The 13,076-nt window shown below is 44.3% G+C and carries 17 protein-coding genes; 9 read left to right on the forward strand and 8 right to left on the reverse strand.

Annotated elements, in window-relative coordinates; all coding sequences use genetic code 11:
- Positions 1 to 23: 23 nt before the first annotated feature.
- Positions 24 to 635 (reverse strand): DUF938 domain-containing protein, encoded by a 612-nt coding sequence (locus tag GVY04_12485; GenBank protein ID NBD16918.1) that lies wholly within the window; start codon positions 633 to 635, stop codon positions 24 to 26.
- Complete coding sequence (locus tag GVY04_12490) at positions 632 to 1,408, reverse strand: hypothetical protein (protein ID NBD16919.1); 777 nt, start codon at positions 1,406 to 1,408, stop codon at positions 632 to 634. The genes GVY04_12485 and GVY04_12490 overlap by 4 nt, the downstream gene beginning before the upstream one ends.
- A 131-nt stretch (positions 1,409 to 1,539) precedes the next feature.
- Between GVY04_12490 and mnmA the strand changes: the two genes are divergently transcribed.
- From mnmA to GVY04_12520, 6 genes are all read left to right on the forward strand, one after another.
- A complete protein-coding gene (gene mnmA, locus GVY04_12495) occupies positions 1,540 to 2,595 on the forward strand; it encodes a tRNA 2-thiouridine(34) synthase MnmA (protein NBD16920.1) in 1,056 nt (351 codons plus the stop codon).
- A 75-nt stretch (positions 2,596 to 2,670) separates the two neighbouring features.
- A complete protein-coding gene (locus GVY04_12500; protein ID NBD16921.1) occupies positions 2,671 to 4,026 on the forward strand; it encodes an MFS transporter in 1,356 nt (451 codons plus the stop codon).
- Between the two features lie 80 nt (positions 4,027 to 4,106).
- Positions 4,107 to 5,015: a hypothetical protein gene (locus GVY04_12505; GenBank protein ID NBD16922.1), complete on the forward strand. Its 909-nt coding sequence runs from the start codon at positions 4,107 to 4,109 to the stop codon at positions 5,013 to 5,015.
- Positions 5,016 to 5,092: 77 nt separating this feature from the next.
- Positions 5,093 to 5,422: a hypothetical protein gene (locus GVY04_12510; protein ID NBD16923.1), complete on the forward strand. Its 330-nt coding sequence runs from the start codon at positions 5,093 to 5,095 to the stop codon at positions 5,420 to 5,422.
- 22 nt (positions 5,423 to 5,444) lie between these two features.
- Positions 5,445 to 6,551 (forward strand): DNA-protecting protein DprA, encoded by a 1,107-nt coding sequence (gene dprA / locus GVY04_12515; protein NBD16924.1) that lies wholly within the window; start codon positions 5,445 to 5,447, stop codon positions 6,549 to 6,551.
- 97 nt (positions 6,552 to 6,648) lie between these two features.
- On the forward strand, positions 6,649 to 7,152 hold the full coding sequence (locus GVY04_12520) for a DUF4168 domain-containing protein (GenBank protein ID NBD16925.1): 504 nt from the start codon (positions 6,649 to 6,651) through the stop codon (positions 7,150 to 7,152).
- Between the two features lie 84 nt (positions 7,153 to 7,236).
- Here the strand turns inward: GVY04_12520 and GVY04_12525 are convergent, their stop codons facing one another.
- From GVY04_12525 to GVY04_12550, 6 genes are all read right to left on the reverse strand, one after another.
- The gene (locus tag GVY04_12525; GenBank protein NBD16926.1) at positions 7,237 to 8,073 is read right to left on the reverse strand and encodes a DNA-formamidopyrimidine glycosylase; all 837 of its coding nucleotides are present in this window, start codon (positions 8,071 to 8,073) and stop codon (positions 7,237 to 7,239) included.
- A gap of 12 nt (positions 8,074 to 8,085) precedes the next feature.
- A complete protein-coding gene (locus tag GVY04_12530) occupies positions 8,086 to 8,328 on the reverse strand; it encodes a photosystem I reaction center subunit IV (GenBank protein ID NBD16927.1) in 243 nt (80 codons plus the stop codon).
- Between the two features lie 79 nt (positions 8,329 to 8,407).
- Positions 8,408 to 9,031, reverse strand: a complete 624-nt coding sequence (locus GVY04_12535) for a hypothetical protein (GenBank protein NBD16928.1) — start codon at positions 9,029 to 9,031, stop codon at positions 8,408 to 8,410.
- A gap of 100 nt (positions 9,032 to 9,131) precedes the next feature.
- Positions 9,132 to 9,905, reverse strand: a complete 774-nt coding sequence (locus tag GVY04_12540) for a DUF2232 domain-containing protein (GenBank protein ID NBD16929.1) — start codon at positions 9,903 to 9,905, stop codon at positions 9,132 to 9,134.
- 50 nt (positions 9,906 to 9,955) lie between these two features.
- The gene (locus GVY04_12545) at positions 9,956 to 10,684 is read right to left on the reverse strand and encodes a cyclic nucleotide-binding domain-containing protein (GenBank protein ID NBD16930.1); all 729 of its coding nucleotides are present in this window, start codon (positions 10,682 to 10,684) and stop codon (positions 9,956 to 9,958) included.
- Positions 10,685 to 10,774: 90 nt separating this feature from the next.
- Entirely contained in the window at positions 10,775 to 11,635 is an 861-nt protein-coding gene (locus GVY04_12550; protein ID NBD16931.1) for a branched-chain amino acid ABC transporter permease, read from the reverse strand.
- Positions 11,636 to 11,742: 107 nt separating this feature from the next.
- On the opposite strand from GVY04_12550, the gene GVY04_12555 reads away from it, so the two are divergent.
- The 3 genes from GVY04_12555 to GVY04_12565 form a co-directional block, all read left to right on the forward strand.
- Positions 11,743 to 12,129, forward strand: coding sequence for a cupin domain-containing protein (locus GVY04_12555; protein NBD16932.1), 387 nt, complete (start codon positions 11,743 to 11,745; stop codon positions 12,127 to 12,129).
- 23 nt (positions 12,130 to 12,152) lie between these two features.
- Positions 12,153 to 12,842 (forward strand): NC domain-containing protein, encoded by a 690-nt coding sequence (locus tag GVY04_12560; protein ID NBD16933.1) that lies wholly within the window; start codon positions 12,153 to 12,155, stop codon positions 12,840 to 12,842.
- Positions 12,843 to 12,930: 88 nt separating this feature from the next.
- Positions 12,931 to 13,076, forward strand: a 146-nt coding sequence (locus tag GVY04_12565) for an SAM-dependent methyltransferase (GenBank protein ID NBD16934.1), incomplete at its 3' end; no start/stop codon positions are given.

Below are 13,076 nucleotides of genomic sequence, written 5' to 3' on the forward strand. Positions count from 1 at the left end.
AACTTAACAAGAAATCCAACCAATTACAAGTGTCGAAAGACTACCGACAAATTATTGGCAGGCATCGTAATCACTTCTTGTAATTCTAATTGATGGGTTTGAGCCAGAGAAACCACATCCTCTAGATTCCGAACCCCCCACTGCCGATTTTGCTGTTGCAAACTTTGATCAAACCCTACATTACTCTCGGCCGTATGTTTGCCGCCTCGCTTAAAGGGACCATACAGATATAAAAGACCGCCGCTGGTCAGTAACTGTTCTGCCCCTGCCATTAGACCAATACAAGCTTGCCAAGGGGCAATATGAATTAAATTAATCGCGACTATCGCAGACAACGTTTGTCCTGATAGTTGCTGTGCCCAATTTTCCTGCATCACATCAATTGTCAGGGGTTGGGCCAAGACATCGCAAGGAAACTCTGCTTGCCAAGCGCGAATACTATCTTCTAAGATCGGATTCACTTCCGAGGGCAACCATTGGCGAGGACGGAGTTGAGGGGCAAAATAAATCGCGTGTTCCCCAGTTCCGCTGGCAATCTCTAAGACCTTACCGGTTGGGGGTAACACTTGCTGCAAAACCTGTAGAATTGGCTCGCGGTTTCTCTGTGTGGCTGGGGCAAATTGTTTTTCACTCATCGACCAAAATAGACTCTTGCATTCAAACCTTTGGTTTGCAGCTGGTTACTCCAGCGACTGGCTTCTTCCCGATGCGGAAAAGGTCCCACTGCCACATGCGTTCCTCGGGGTGCATTGCGTTGTTGAATAATGTTTTCATTGATCCCGACTGCTTGTACAGCCTGTGCTGTTTTCAATAAGTCTTGTTCACGACTGGGAATCACCACATAATAAGCTCGCGTTTTTACTTCCCTTGCAGAGGTTACCTCAGGCTGATCTGAGGCAGTTTCCACCGCAAGCGGGATGAATTCTGGAGGATCGGGAGAAGAGTCTTTGGCTGTAGCGGGGGGCGAGAGAGAAATCATTTCTCGGGCAGAAGTATTGGATTGTGAAGAGAGATCGAGGGGTTTAGCCACTTCAATAATTTCCGCTCTGATTCCTCGCTTAGACAAAGATTCCACTAATTCTCGGGCGTTCATTGCCTCGAAAAAGAGTCCGGCTTGGATAACATTTTTCCCTTCCGGGACAAAGGCATCCGGTTCAACGCGTCGGACAAGAGATAATAATTCTTCACTATTTCCATAGACTTGTACCCGAAACATCGTATCGCTTCCAGAATTAGAAGGAGTCGGTGCGGAAGGAGAATAATCGGGGGCGTTAAATTGGTAAACTTCTTGATCTTTCTCTGGGGGGGGAGGCGGTAACGTTTGTGCCAGGGTGCTACTGCTACTAAACAGCAGAAGAGAATGAATAACTAGAAAAGAACGTCCGAAACAGTTGAGTGTTTTTAGCATAGGGGATGAAAATCAGCATTTGCAAGAACAACAAGGCGGAGAGTGAGGAGAGCATCTGCAGGAATGATAACAAGTGGCGAGTAACAGTGCTAGCCTAGGAAAGTGACGGTTTTTGTGTTGCAAGCAGATCTATGACAAAAAAAGTTGTTGTCGGTTTATCAGGAGGCGTTGATAGTTCAACTGCTGCTGCTATCTTACACCACCAAGGGTATGCGGTGGAAGGTTTAACGCTGTGGTTAATGAAAGGAAAAGGTCAATGTTGTTCCGAAGGAATGGTCGATGCTGCCTTTATTTGCGAACAATTAGGCATTCCCCACCATATTGTCGATAGTCGGGAACAGTTTGAAAATAATGTCCTCAACTATCTAGTCTCCGGATATGAATCAGGGATCACACCTTTGCCCTGCTCCCAGTGTAATAAAACAGTGAAATTTGCGCCAATGCTGACCTATGCCCGAGAAAAATTAGGCATTGATTGTGTCGCAACAGGACACTATGCGCGGATTCAGTACGATTCTAAGCAAGATCGGTATCAACTCTTACGGGCGCGCGATCGCGCTAAAGACCAATCCTATTTCCTCTACGATTTACCCCAAGATCTCCTCGCTCATACCATTTTTCCCCTCGGTGAAAAAGAAAAATCCGAAACCCGCCAAATTGCTCAAGACTACAACCTAAAAACGGCTGCTAAACCAGAAAGCCAAGACTTATGCCTCGTGGAAGCGCATGGTTCTATGCGCAACTTTTTAGACCAACACATTCATCAAAAACAAGGGGAAATTGTCAATGAAGAAGGTAAAGTCCTCGGTCATCATGATGGGATTCATCACTACACGATCGGACAGCGCAAAGGCTTAGGCATTTCTGCGCCAGAACCCCTTTATGTGATTAAACTGGACCCAGTGATGAATCAAGTCGTGGTCGGAAACCGTAGTAGTGGGACGCGGAAAGAATGTAGTGTGGGACACATGAACTGGTTAGCGATGCCAGAACCGGAAGCGCCCATTCAAGCCGAAGTGCAAATTCGCTATCGCTCTCGCCCTGCGAAAGTTAATGTTGTTCCTTTAGAAACGGGTCGCGTCAAACTGATTTTTGAAGAACCGCAATTTGGCGTAACCCCCGGTCAAGCTGCTGTGCTTTATGATAGCGAAGTTGTCCTCGGTGGCGGGGTCATTGAACGATTCTAAGCATGGTCCGTCATTTGTCATTCGTCCTTTGTTAGCAGTTGTGGCTGTTAACTGATTACCCGCTGTCTATCATTCGTGAAATTATCTCGTTTTCCTTTTCTCAAAACAGCCTTTGATCCTAACTTTCCTTTCTCGCCAAAACGCTTTCCCTTCTTCTATGGCTGGGTAATTGCTGTTTTTGCTACCGTTGGGACATTATTCAGCATTCCTGGGCAAACAGCTGGCGTTAGCGTCTTTACTGACCCTGTCATAGAAGCAACCGGGTTATCTCGCGTTCAACTCAGTTCGGCTTATCTCATTGGCACGTTAGGCAGTGGTTTTTTACTTCCCCTTGGCGGCAGGCTCATTGACCGGTTTGGGGCGCGATTAACCGTCATGTTAGCGTCGATTGGGTTAGGGCTAACGTTAATTTATTTAAGCCTCTGTGATTATACAATCACGCTTCTCAATGGTTTCTTCCCTTTGGTCAATCGGTCTGTGATTGGCTTAGGGGTAATGGCAGTGGGATTTATTGCTCTCCGTTTCACAGGACAAGGCATTCTCACGTTAGTGAGTCGGAATACATTAGGAAAATGGTTTGATCGGCGTCGAGGCTTAGTATCTGGTATCGCCAATGTTTTTATCTCTTTTGGCTTCTCTGCTGCACCCTTAATCCTCAGTTTTTGGATTCAAGGCTTAGGTTGGCGGGGCGGCTGGATTGGTTTAGCCATTGCTGTTGGTGTCGGTATGACGTTGATGGGCTGGCTATTTTACCGGGATAACCCAGAAGTTTGTGGTTTAACCATGGATGGAACGCCACCGGAGAAGGAAGATGAAGCGAGTGCTGAGACGGAAACATCGACACAGAAGGTTGCAAAAGTGGGAGAAATCACCGCCTCTGAAGCAATTAAAACCATTGAATTTTGGAGCGTTACCCTTGCTCTTTCCATTCATTCCTTAACGGTAACCGGAATTACCTTTAACCTAGTCGATTTAGGCACCCAAGCTGGATTAAGCCAACAGCAGGCAGTGAGTTTATTTCTTCCGATTGGGGTGTTAGCGACAATTACTGGGTTTCTAGTGGGAGTGATTTCTGATCGCGTGCGCTTGAAATGGCTGGTTGTCACCCTACTCTTACTTCAATTGTTAGGCTTTATCGGCATTGCCAATTTAAGTTTACTGCCTTGGCGAGTGGTAGGAATTCTAGGTTTAGGTGCCAGTGGGGGATTCTTCGCGACATTAACCACCATTGCCTTACCGCGTTTGTTTGGACGGGCTTATCTCGGCGCGATTGGGGGGATGCAAATGACTAGCTTAGTAATTGGGAGTGCGGTGGGACCTTCTTTACTCGCTTTATTTAAGGATAGCTTTGGCTCTTATCAATCGGGATTATATGTCTGTTCGCTGATGATCCCGCTTGCGTTGGGATTAACATTATTGGCTCGGGAATAACTGTGAAGCTAAGTCAATTAATCACGCTGTTGAGAAGTTCATTTGTTAAAATCACTTCCAAAAATCGTGTGAGGTCATTCATGTTTCAAGTTTTATCCAAACTTAAAAGTGGAAGTGGGCTGATTGGAGGAAGCGCGATCGCTGCGATTGTCATTCTCGGTTTTGTCGGGGCGAATTCAGTTTACATTAATAATGAAACCGAAAGAGCAATTGTCACTGATTCAGGAAAATACGTCAAAACCACGGGTCCGGGAATGCACTGGAAACTCCCTTTTCAACAAAGTTATCGCCAATATCCCGTAAACATTCAAAGACTGAGATTAGAAGGAGTGAGTACTTCCACCGTAGATAACTATGCGATTAATGCCACAGTTGTTGTCTTATATCGTCTTTCTGAAGAGAATCTAGAAGACATTCATCGTAATGTTCCCGATTATCAAGAAAATATGGAAGTGATTGCTACGAGTCGCTTTAAGAATGAATTAGGGAATATTGAAATGGATCAGCTTGCTGACCAACGTAGTGAAATTGAGCAGAAAGTTTTCCAAACTGTCAAAAGCGAAGTTGAGCGGCTTTTCGATATTAATGTTGTTGATTTTACGATTCCTTATTATGGTTGGTCTGACGCCTTTAAGGAGGCAGCCGCCAGAGAAGCTCAGGCAGAAACTGAGTTAGAAGTGGCTAGACGAGAAGCGGAAAAGGCAAAAGTCGAAGCAGAGCGTAAGCAAATTGAAGCTGAGGCAGAGGCAGAAGCTAAAATTGAAGCAGCCCGTGGAGAAGCAGAATCGAAAAAGTTAGCGGCAAATGCGGAAGCGCATTCCATTCGTGTGCAAGGAGAAGCAGAAGCCGAAGCATTACAGGCTAAATCCCAAGCCTTAGCCAATAATCCGCAATTGGTTGAGTTAGAAAAAGCCAAAAAATGGGATGGTCAACTGCCTGCCAATATGTATGGTCAAGCGCCAATTCCTTTTTTACAATCGGGTGAATAAAGACTCTCTAGAAATTCTGGGGAGGTTGCTTCTAAAATAAAATGAAATGATCGCTGTCTTATGGAAGAACACTGAGAATGACTGACCCCGTTAACCCCATTATCCTCCCGCCTATGGAAAACCCAGAACAGGAGCGAGAATGGCTCCAAGTCGCCTTAAAAAAATGGTTAGATGAAGAATTTATCCCCGAACGTGTCAACCATGATATTGCCCAACAAGCAGCACAGATTTTTGTCCGGCAACGCTTAGAAGGAGAAAATGATTTAGGGTCTTTAGTCGTAGCGATTGTCACTGAAATGCAAGCCTTCGATTTTAGCGGTAGCTTTTATGGTGAGTTTGTCATTGCTAATGCCGTTAGCGATCTCATTTTAGATAGCCTTGGGTATGATCGGTGTTGTGGTCAGTAGCCGCTTATGCTTAAAGGAAAAAATGATATCAGAACGTGCCTATTGGTTGGCTTGGTCACAAATTTCGGGGGTGGGTGCAGTGACCCTACAACGACTGCAACAACACTTTCCGAGCTTAGAAGCAGCCTGGCAGGCGAAGCAAGGGGAACTCCAAGGAGTGGCAGGGTTAGGGAAGAAAACGATTCAGCAGATTGTTGAGCAGCGATCGCGCCTCACCCCAGAACAAATTCTCGTTGAGCATGAGGCAAAAAATCCTCAATTTTGGACCCCAGCGGATACGGACTATCCCCGTTTACTCTTAGAAACTCCAACGCCACCGCCAGCACTATATTATCGAGGGCAAATTAACGGGGCAGAAATGCAGGGGACACAACCTTTAATTAGTATTGTTGGTACGCGATCGCCCAGTGAATACGGTCGCAAATGGACAAAAAAGATTACAACTGCTCTAGTTAAACACGGTTACACGATCGTTTCTGGGTTAGCAGCAGGAATTGACGCGATCGCGCACCAAAGTTGTCTAGAAGCAGGGGGACGCACCCTCGCTGTCTTAGGAACCGGCTTAGATATTACCTATCCCCAAGAAAACCGTCAACTCTACCAACAAGTTGAGCAACAGGGGGCAATTTTAACGGAATATCCCATTGGCACTCAACCGGATCGTGGCAATTTTCCCGCCAGAAATCGCATTGTGGCTGGGTTATCTCGGGCGGTCATTGTCACCGAAGCCCCGGAAAAATCGGGCGCGTTGATTACTGCTAAATATGCCAACGAATTTGGGCGTGATGTCTATGTTTTACCGGGGTCGTTAGACAATAAAAACGCGATCGGGTGTTTAGGCTTATTAAATCATGGGGCAAATGTCATCTTAAGTGAAGGGCATTTATTGGAAATGTTGGGAACGATGCCGCAATTAGATTTATTTGAGGAAACGCCACCCCCCTTACCCGAGATTGCCCCGGAATTAAAGGAATTATTAAGCGCGATCGCACCCGAACCAACTGCTTTTGATGTCATCGTGCAAACGGTATCCCAAACCGCCAATGACGTTTCAGCCCGACTCCTCGAACTAGAATTGTTGGGATTAATTGCTCAAGTTCCTGGTCTGCGCTACCAACGTCTGCGGTAATCATGCTTGCTGTTAGGATAGGGGAGAAATTTTGGAATTCATATCCTGCTTTCCCGGTTCCAATCTGTAAACCCCAGCTAAACAAGGAGAAAAATTAATGTTGAAATCCTTATGTGTGACTAGTGTTAGTCTGGCGATTCTCGTAAGTTTATCCACCCCAGTATTAGCCGAATCTTCCACAGCAGCCCCACTGGTGCAAATCAAACAATCTACCTCGACTGACATTAATCCGGAAGAACTCGAAAAGTTTGCTGCTGCAATGGAAGACATGCGCGCAATTCAGCTCGAATCTAGAGATGAAATTAGTGCAGCGATTGAGAAAGAAGGATTAAGCCAACAGCGATTTCGAGAAATCTTACAAGCACAACGGAATCCAGACGCAGAAACGGATGCCTCAGAAGCAGAACTGCAAAAATTTGATAGTGCAACGGAACAACTGGCACAAATCCAGCGCGATACCCAATCTCAAATGAAAGATGCTGTCATCTCTCAAGGCTTAGAAGTTGCTCGTTTTCAAGAAATTTTACAGTCGGTTCGTCAAGATCCTCAACTCAAAAAACAAGTTCAACAGATTATTCGAGAGGAGAATAATAGTAATTAGTGATTGGTGAAATAATCCGACTGGAGGCTCTAATTATTAGAACCGCTTGGGATCATTCTTCTTTTTAGTAATGATCACTCCCGATTATTGGGGCTGACAGCGTTGACAAAAATGGGAAGACCGTCCATTAATTTTGCAACGTTGGATCAGCGTACCACACTGACGACAAACCTCTCCCTCGCGACCATAAACCCAAGCCTTTCCCATATAATTGCCATTTACTCCCAACAAGTTGAGAAAACTATTGAAGGTGGTTCCCCCTTGTTCGATTCCTGTTTCCAGAACAGAAAGAATGGCTTCATGGACTCGTTCCACCTCTGAGAAAGTCAAAGTATTGGCAACTCGTAATGGGGCAATCTTGGCAAGAAAAAGCGCTTCATCCGCATAAATATTGCCAATGCCGGCGACAACCGTTTGATCTAATAATGCGGTTTTAATGGCACAGCGGCGAGTTTGCAATTTGTTTTGTAGATGATTGGGTGTGAATTGCGATGAAAAAGGCTCAACACCAAGCTTATTTAAACCAGTAATAATGGTTTTTGGTTCAACTTGGGGAGGAACCCACCACACGCGACCAAAGGTTCGTAAATCAATAAAACGGAGTTCCTGTTCCTCCGGGAAAAAGAAACGGACTCGTGTATGTTTGGCTAAGGGGTCACTTTGCTTCACCCATAATAATTGACCGCTCATCCGCAAATGAACGCCCAGCCATCCCCCAGAAGAGAGTTCAGCTAACAAATATTTACCGCGTCGTTGCCATTTCTCGATGGCAGAATCTTTTAAGCCATCCCAAAATTCTTCAATAGAATCAGGGTGAGCAATGCTACGTTTGAGCAACACTTCCCCACCCTGACAAACTTGCCCGAGAGTGGATTGATTTAACCCACGGCAAACGGTTTCAACTTCAGGTAATTCCGGCACGAAATTACCTGATTAGCTTTTACTTTCTGTTTTTTCAGCTTTTGCTTTTTTCTTTGGTGCGGCTTCTACCACTTCCACTTCTTCTAAGCCGAAGTTATTGGTATTGACCCCGGAATAATTGACTTTATCAAAGCGAACAATCACCGGGTAAATAATGCCACTTTTATCGACACTGGCAACGGTACCGACATCGCCAAACCAGTAGGATTCTTCACGGAGGATTCTAACTTTATCTTTGCGATTAACTTCTGTCATGATAATTGCTGAAAAAATAACCTTTAAAATCAAGCGTACTATTAGTGTGGCGCGTGTTGGTAGGTTTTCGTTTTAAGTTTTATTGCAAATTTCGCCATCCTAACTGCACAAAATTAGCCGAACGTCCCCATAAATCAGTAGTTTGATAAATTTGTTCCAACTCCAAATTAAAAGGAACGGCAGTGGTCAAGTATTTTTGTGCCCATTGCCCAACATCAGGGGCAACAGAAGAAGCCACACTCATCCCTAATCCCATGCCTAATAACTGTGAAATTGGATCTTTTGGGAAAAAGACATGAGAACTTAAGGTTAAGCCCGCACTCAGCAGTAAAGCCACAGAAACATTGGTGCCACAACGGGGATGAATCGCTAAATCCCATTCCCCAGCGCGAAAGCGATGTAAGGCGGTAATGACGCCTCGCTGTAGCTGTTGAAGCGGCACTTCTCCATAGAGATAAAATCCTTTCTCAGTCGAGAGTCCCCCCAAAGTTTCATTGTCAGTCCGGCTTGGGGTCAAGTGAGTTGTTTGAGGGGTAAACGAAGCCTTTTCACTTAAAACCCAAACTGTTGCGTGTTCTAGGGCGTGGACTTGACGCAACATCAAGATTTCTTTTAGCCCAGGAATAAAGGGAAGTTGCTGTAGAAGATTACTATCCCCTGCCGGTTCGGGGGGAAAAAATTCAGTTGGGGTGTTGGTCATCATGAGCCAAACTCAACAGGATTTTGCTTTTTTCTAATTTAACGCTTCTCGCTAGCCAATTGATACCAGGATTAAAAAATTATCTTGCCTGAAATTGCAGCGATTAATCAGTGTCTAAAATAACTTGTACCCAATGGGGCGGCGACGGAATAGGATTCCCCAAGCGATTGAGAATCAGTAAAGAAACTAAATGAACAGCGAAGACATAAATAATACTATTGAGAATAATAGTCACCAGCGCGATCGCTTGGACTAGCCACAGACTGGGTTGGGCAAGTAATCCTAATTGGACAAACCCCCACTCCAAGAACTGGGCAATTTGTGAAGTCACATAAAGCCATAAATCTTCTCCTAAAAAGATGGAGAGTAACCAAAAACGAAAGAAAAAGCCAAATGTGCCAATAATGGCACCAACTGCAATCGATAATTCCCAACTGCTTCTTCGACACCAACATGCTCCGAGTTGAATGCCCATAATGCCATAAGGAATCACATACAGAATACTGCGCGTTGGTCCCATCAAAATGGATAAGAGTAACCCTACAATTAAAGCACTCATCCAAGAGGCTCGCATTCCTCTCCGTAAATAGACCAGCGCGATCGGCAAAGGAAAAAGAAGTCGCAAGAGGGGACCCGGCGGAAAATAAAAATTTATTAACCAAATCAAACCAGCAGCACTGGCTAAAAAGGCAGTTTCTACCATGACAACTGCCGATGTCCCCCCCACTTCTATCCCCGCTTTGTCTGCAGAAGAGGTCGGTTTTTCTTCTTCGTCTGCATCAACCCAATTCACTTCAGAACTCAATTCATCAGACTCTATATTTGCCGTGTCGTTAGCACTGGCATTTTCATCAAAGTCATTCTGAAAATTGCTCATAAAGTGGGCTCGCCTTGGAAAATCTGATTAGATTGTAAACCCATGACAATTTATTCAAACAAAGAAGAAGGAGACGATAAGACTTCTTCTAAAGCAAAAATATTGGGAATGTGTAAGGTGTGATGTTCCCGTCGAATCAGTTCACTTTTTTCCAACTTAGCAAGAACGCGGGTTACCGTTTCTCGAGCCAGTCCACTCAAGCTACTTAATTCGCGATGAGGAAGGTTGGGAATATCAACTCCTTCATTCATTTGTTTCCCTTGACCTTCTGCTAAAAAGAGTAAAACATCAGCAACCCGAGAGACACTATCGGCTTCACGCAAGCGGAGGCGACGGTTGACTTGACGTAAGCGTTTTGCCATAAGCTGGGATAAACGGATCCCGGCTAAGGGTTCTGCCTGCAAAATTTTCAGAAAATCTCCGGAAGGGATACTACAAATCCGCGTTGGAGTTAGCGTAATTACATCAGTGGAACGGGGCACTTCATCCATTGCTGACATTTCACCAAAGACTTCGCCACTTCCCAAAATATTGAGCGTGACTTCCTTTCCATCTTTGTTGTACGTCCGTATTTTTACCCATCCCTCAATAATGAAATAAACGGAACCTCCCCAGTCATGCTCAAGGAGAATCACCTGATTGGCAGGATGATTGCGAGAGACAATATGACAGACCATTTCCCGTAAAGTGTCTTCAGGTAATCCCTCAAAAAACATTCCCGGAGCAATCAATTGGTCTAATTCTGCCTTGACATTACGAGTTGCCGTTTGCTCTTCCATACTAGCTATAGACATAACGAATCATTAGTGGTGGTGATCTTACGTTTAGTATAACTCTAACTTGTGAAGATCTTGTGACTTTCTCTGAGTTTACAAGGTGCCACGAAATAATCCTTGAGGACGAATCAGAAGCATCAAAACCATGATAGCGAGAGCTATCCCTAGTTTATACTGAGATCCCAAAAAAGGTACACTGAGTTCCTGCGCAATTCCAATGACGTATGCGCCAGTAATCGCACCATAAGGATTACCAATCCCCCCTAAAATTACGGAAGCAAAGATGGGTAAAATTAAAAACCAACCCATGTTGGGGCGAACCGCTGTGATCAGTCCATAATTGGCTCCCGCGATCGCGGTTAAAACCCCTGCAATTACCCAAGTCCAAATCACGACTTGTTCCACATTAATCCCTGACACACGGGCTAAATCAATATTGTCAGCAACCGCCCGCATCGCTTTGCCAATTTTGCTGTTTTGAAGCAGAAAATGCAAAATGACAATGGCCAGTAAAGATAAACCAATGGCAATGATGCGATAGTAGGCAACTTTCAGTCCAAAAATATCCAAAGCCGGTAGAATTGGCAAGTCATAAGATTGGTTACTCCCTCCCCAAATTAATAAAATCGTACTGCGCAAAAAGAGGGCTAAGCCAATGGAAATAATGATTAAAGTAGTCGGTTGGGCGCGAACATTGCGCATGGGTTTCCAGAGCAAAACTTCCGTTACTAACATGACAATGACAGTTCCGATCGCGCCGACGATCATGGAAAGCCAAATATTTAAACCCGCTACGTTACTCACCCAGGTCATATAAGCGCCAACTGTCATCAAATCACCTTGAGCAAAGTTGGGTAAACGCAGAATACCAAAGGTTAAAGTGAGTCCAACAGCAACCAGAGAAATAATACTACCCACCGCGAGTCCGTTAATCAAAAGTTGTGCAGTATCCATGTTGAGTCGAGATAGAATTTGGTTATTATTAGTAATCAGAATAGTTAACCTTGGGAAAAATTAGTCCTTGATTTAGGCTATTGATTTCTAATTCTTAGTACTTGATTATGAATGATTTTAATTCCCCTTTGAATGCCGAAACAACGCCCGACGAAGCCAGCGAAACCCGTCTTCCTCCCTGGGGAAGTGTGACTGTTTTGGAAAAAGGAGAGCGGTACTGTATTAATCGCATTGAACTTAAGCCAGGACATCATATTAGCACGCAACTTCACTATCATCGTACAGAACACTGGGTCGTTGTTGCGGGAACAGCGAAAGTGATTAAAGACGGAAAAGAACTAACGCTGATGGCTAAACAATCCACTTATGTTCCGATGAATACTCCCCATCGGGTTGAAAACCCCGGTGTTATTCCTTTAATTATGATTGAAGTGCAAAATGGGGAATATTTAGGAGAGGATGATATTGTTCGCTTTGGTGATGGGGAAGTTTAAATTAACTATCAAAAAAAACCGTCATGGCACGAGGCGATCAAATTTACATTTTAGAACGCTTTGTTAATTTACAAGGGGTGTATGAACATCATGGTATTGACTGTGGTGATGGCAGTGTCATTCATTTGCGCAAGACGAATGAAATAATTACTCGCGCTTCTTTTGCCGAGTTTACAAAGAACCAAACCGTTTATGTGAAACATTACCCGCTTTCTTTTGTTTCTGATGTCGTGGTTCATCGTGCGGAAAGCCGTTTAGGAGAAAAAGCCCGTTACAATCTTTTGTTTAATAACTGTGAACATTTTGCCACCTGGTGTAAGACGGGTTATCCTCATAGCCAACAGGTGAAAGATTTTATTCCCATTTGGTCGCGAATGAAGGTGGAAAATCTTTCCCAACCTCTAGAAGAAGCGCTGGAAGAAAATCAAGACACGACAGCACAAGCACAATTATTCAATGATGCTTTGGCTGATATTAAAAAAGTTTGGGATCAAACTCAACCTCGCTATAACCAGACTTTAGCAGAGATGAAAGTGTGGCAAAGTGTTGCTTGGAAAGCACTGCAGGAAGGAAAAGAAGAAGTAGCCAAAGCAGCGATTAAGCGAAAACTTCGCTATCAAAAGCAAGCGGAAAAAGATCAAAAACAGTTGGAACAATTAGCCAAGATGACCGAAACGTTGTTGCAATCTCGTTTTTCTCAGCGCTCATCTTAAGTTTTTTCTAGTCTTCAAGGATGAGTCAAAAATTAGGCTAAGCCAGGTCCTAAAATGATTGATACGGTTTTTAAAATCTTAGTTAAGAATGTCTGACTCAAAACATATCCATGCTGCTGTTGCCAATCTCTACAACGCTTATCCGTTCCCCCCTGAACCCTTACTGGATGAACCGCCACCGGGTTACAATTGGCGTTGGAATTGGACCGCTGCTTATGATTTCTGTACAGGAAT

It is taken from the genome of Cyanobacteria bacterium GSL.Bin1 (assembly GCA_009909085.1).
Lineage (GTDB): Bacteria > Cyanobacteriota > Cyanobacteriia > Cyanobacteriales > Rubidibacteraceae > Halothece.

What these genes read in the sequence shown, in the direction of transcription:
- GVY04_12550 (NBD16931.1), bottom strand. Translation starts at nt 11,635, where the DNA reads ATGGATACTGCACAACTTTTGATTAACGGACTCGCGGTGGGTAGTATT.
- GVY04_12560 (NBD16933.1), top strand. Translation starts at nt 12,153, where the DNA reads ATGGCACGAGGCGATCAAATTTACATTTTAGAACGCTTTGTTAATTTA.
- GVY04_12540 (NBD16929.1), bottom strand. Translation starts at nt 9,905, where the DNA reads ATGAGCAATTTTCAGAATGACTTTGATGAAAATGCCAGTGCTAACGAC.
- GVY04_12505 (NBD16922.1), top strand. Translation starts at nt 4,107, where the DNA reads ATGTTTCAAGTTTTATCCAAACTTAAAAGTGGAAGTGGGCTGATTGGA.
- GVY04_12545 (NBD16930.1), bottom strand. Translation starts at nt 10,684, where the DNA reads ATGGAAGAGCAAACGGCAACTCGTAATGTCAAGGCAGAATTAGACCAA.
- GVY04_12530 (NBD16927.1), bottom strand. Translation starts at nt 8,328, where the DNA reads ATGACAGAAGTTAATCGCAAAGATAAAGTTAGAATCCTCCGTGAAGAA.
- GVY04_12490 (NBD16919.1), bottom strand. Translation starts at nt 1,408, where the DNA reads ATGCTAAAAACACTCAACTGTTTCGGACGTTCTTTTCTAGTTATTCAT.
- mnmA (NBD16920.1), top strand. Translation starts at nt 1,540, where the DNA reads ATGACAAAAAAAGTTGTTGTCGGTTTATCAGGAGGCGTTGATAGTTCA.
- dprA (NBD16924.1), top strand. Translation starts at nt 5,445, where the DNA reads ATGATATCAGAACGTGCCTATTGGTTGGCTTGGTCACAAATTTCGGGG.
- GVY04_12535 (NBD16928.1), bottom strand. Translation starts at nt 9,031, where the DNA reads ATGATGACCAACACCCCAACTGAATTTTTTCCCCCCGAACCGGCAGGG.
- GVY04_12510 (NBD16923.1), top strand. Translation starts at nt 5,093, where the DNA reads ATGACTGACCCCGTTAACCCCATTATCCTCCCGCCTATGGAAAACCCA.
- GVY04_12555 (NBD16932.1), top strand. Translation starts at nt 11,743, where the DNA reads ATGAATGATTTTAATTCCCCTTTGAATGCCGAAACAACGCCCGACGAA.
- GVY04_12485 (NBD16918.1), bottom strand. Translation starts at nt 635, where the DNA reads ATGAGTGAAAAACAATTTGCCCCAGCCACACAGAGAAACCGCGAGCCA.
- GVY04_12520 (NBD16925.1), top strand. Translation starts at nt 6,649, where the DNA reads ATGTTGAAATCCTTATGTGTGACTAGTGTTAGTCTGGCGATTCTCGTA.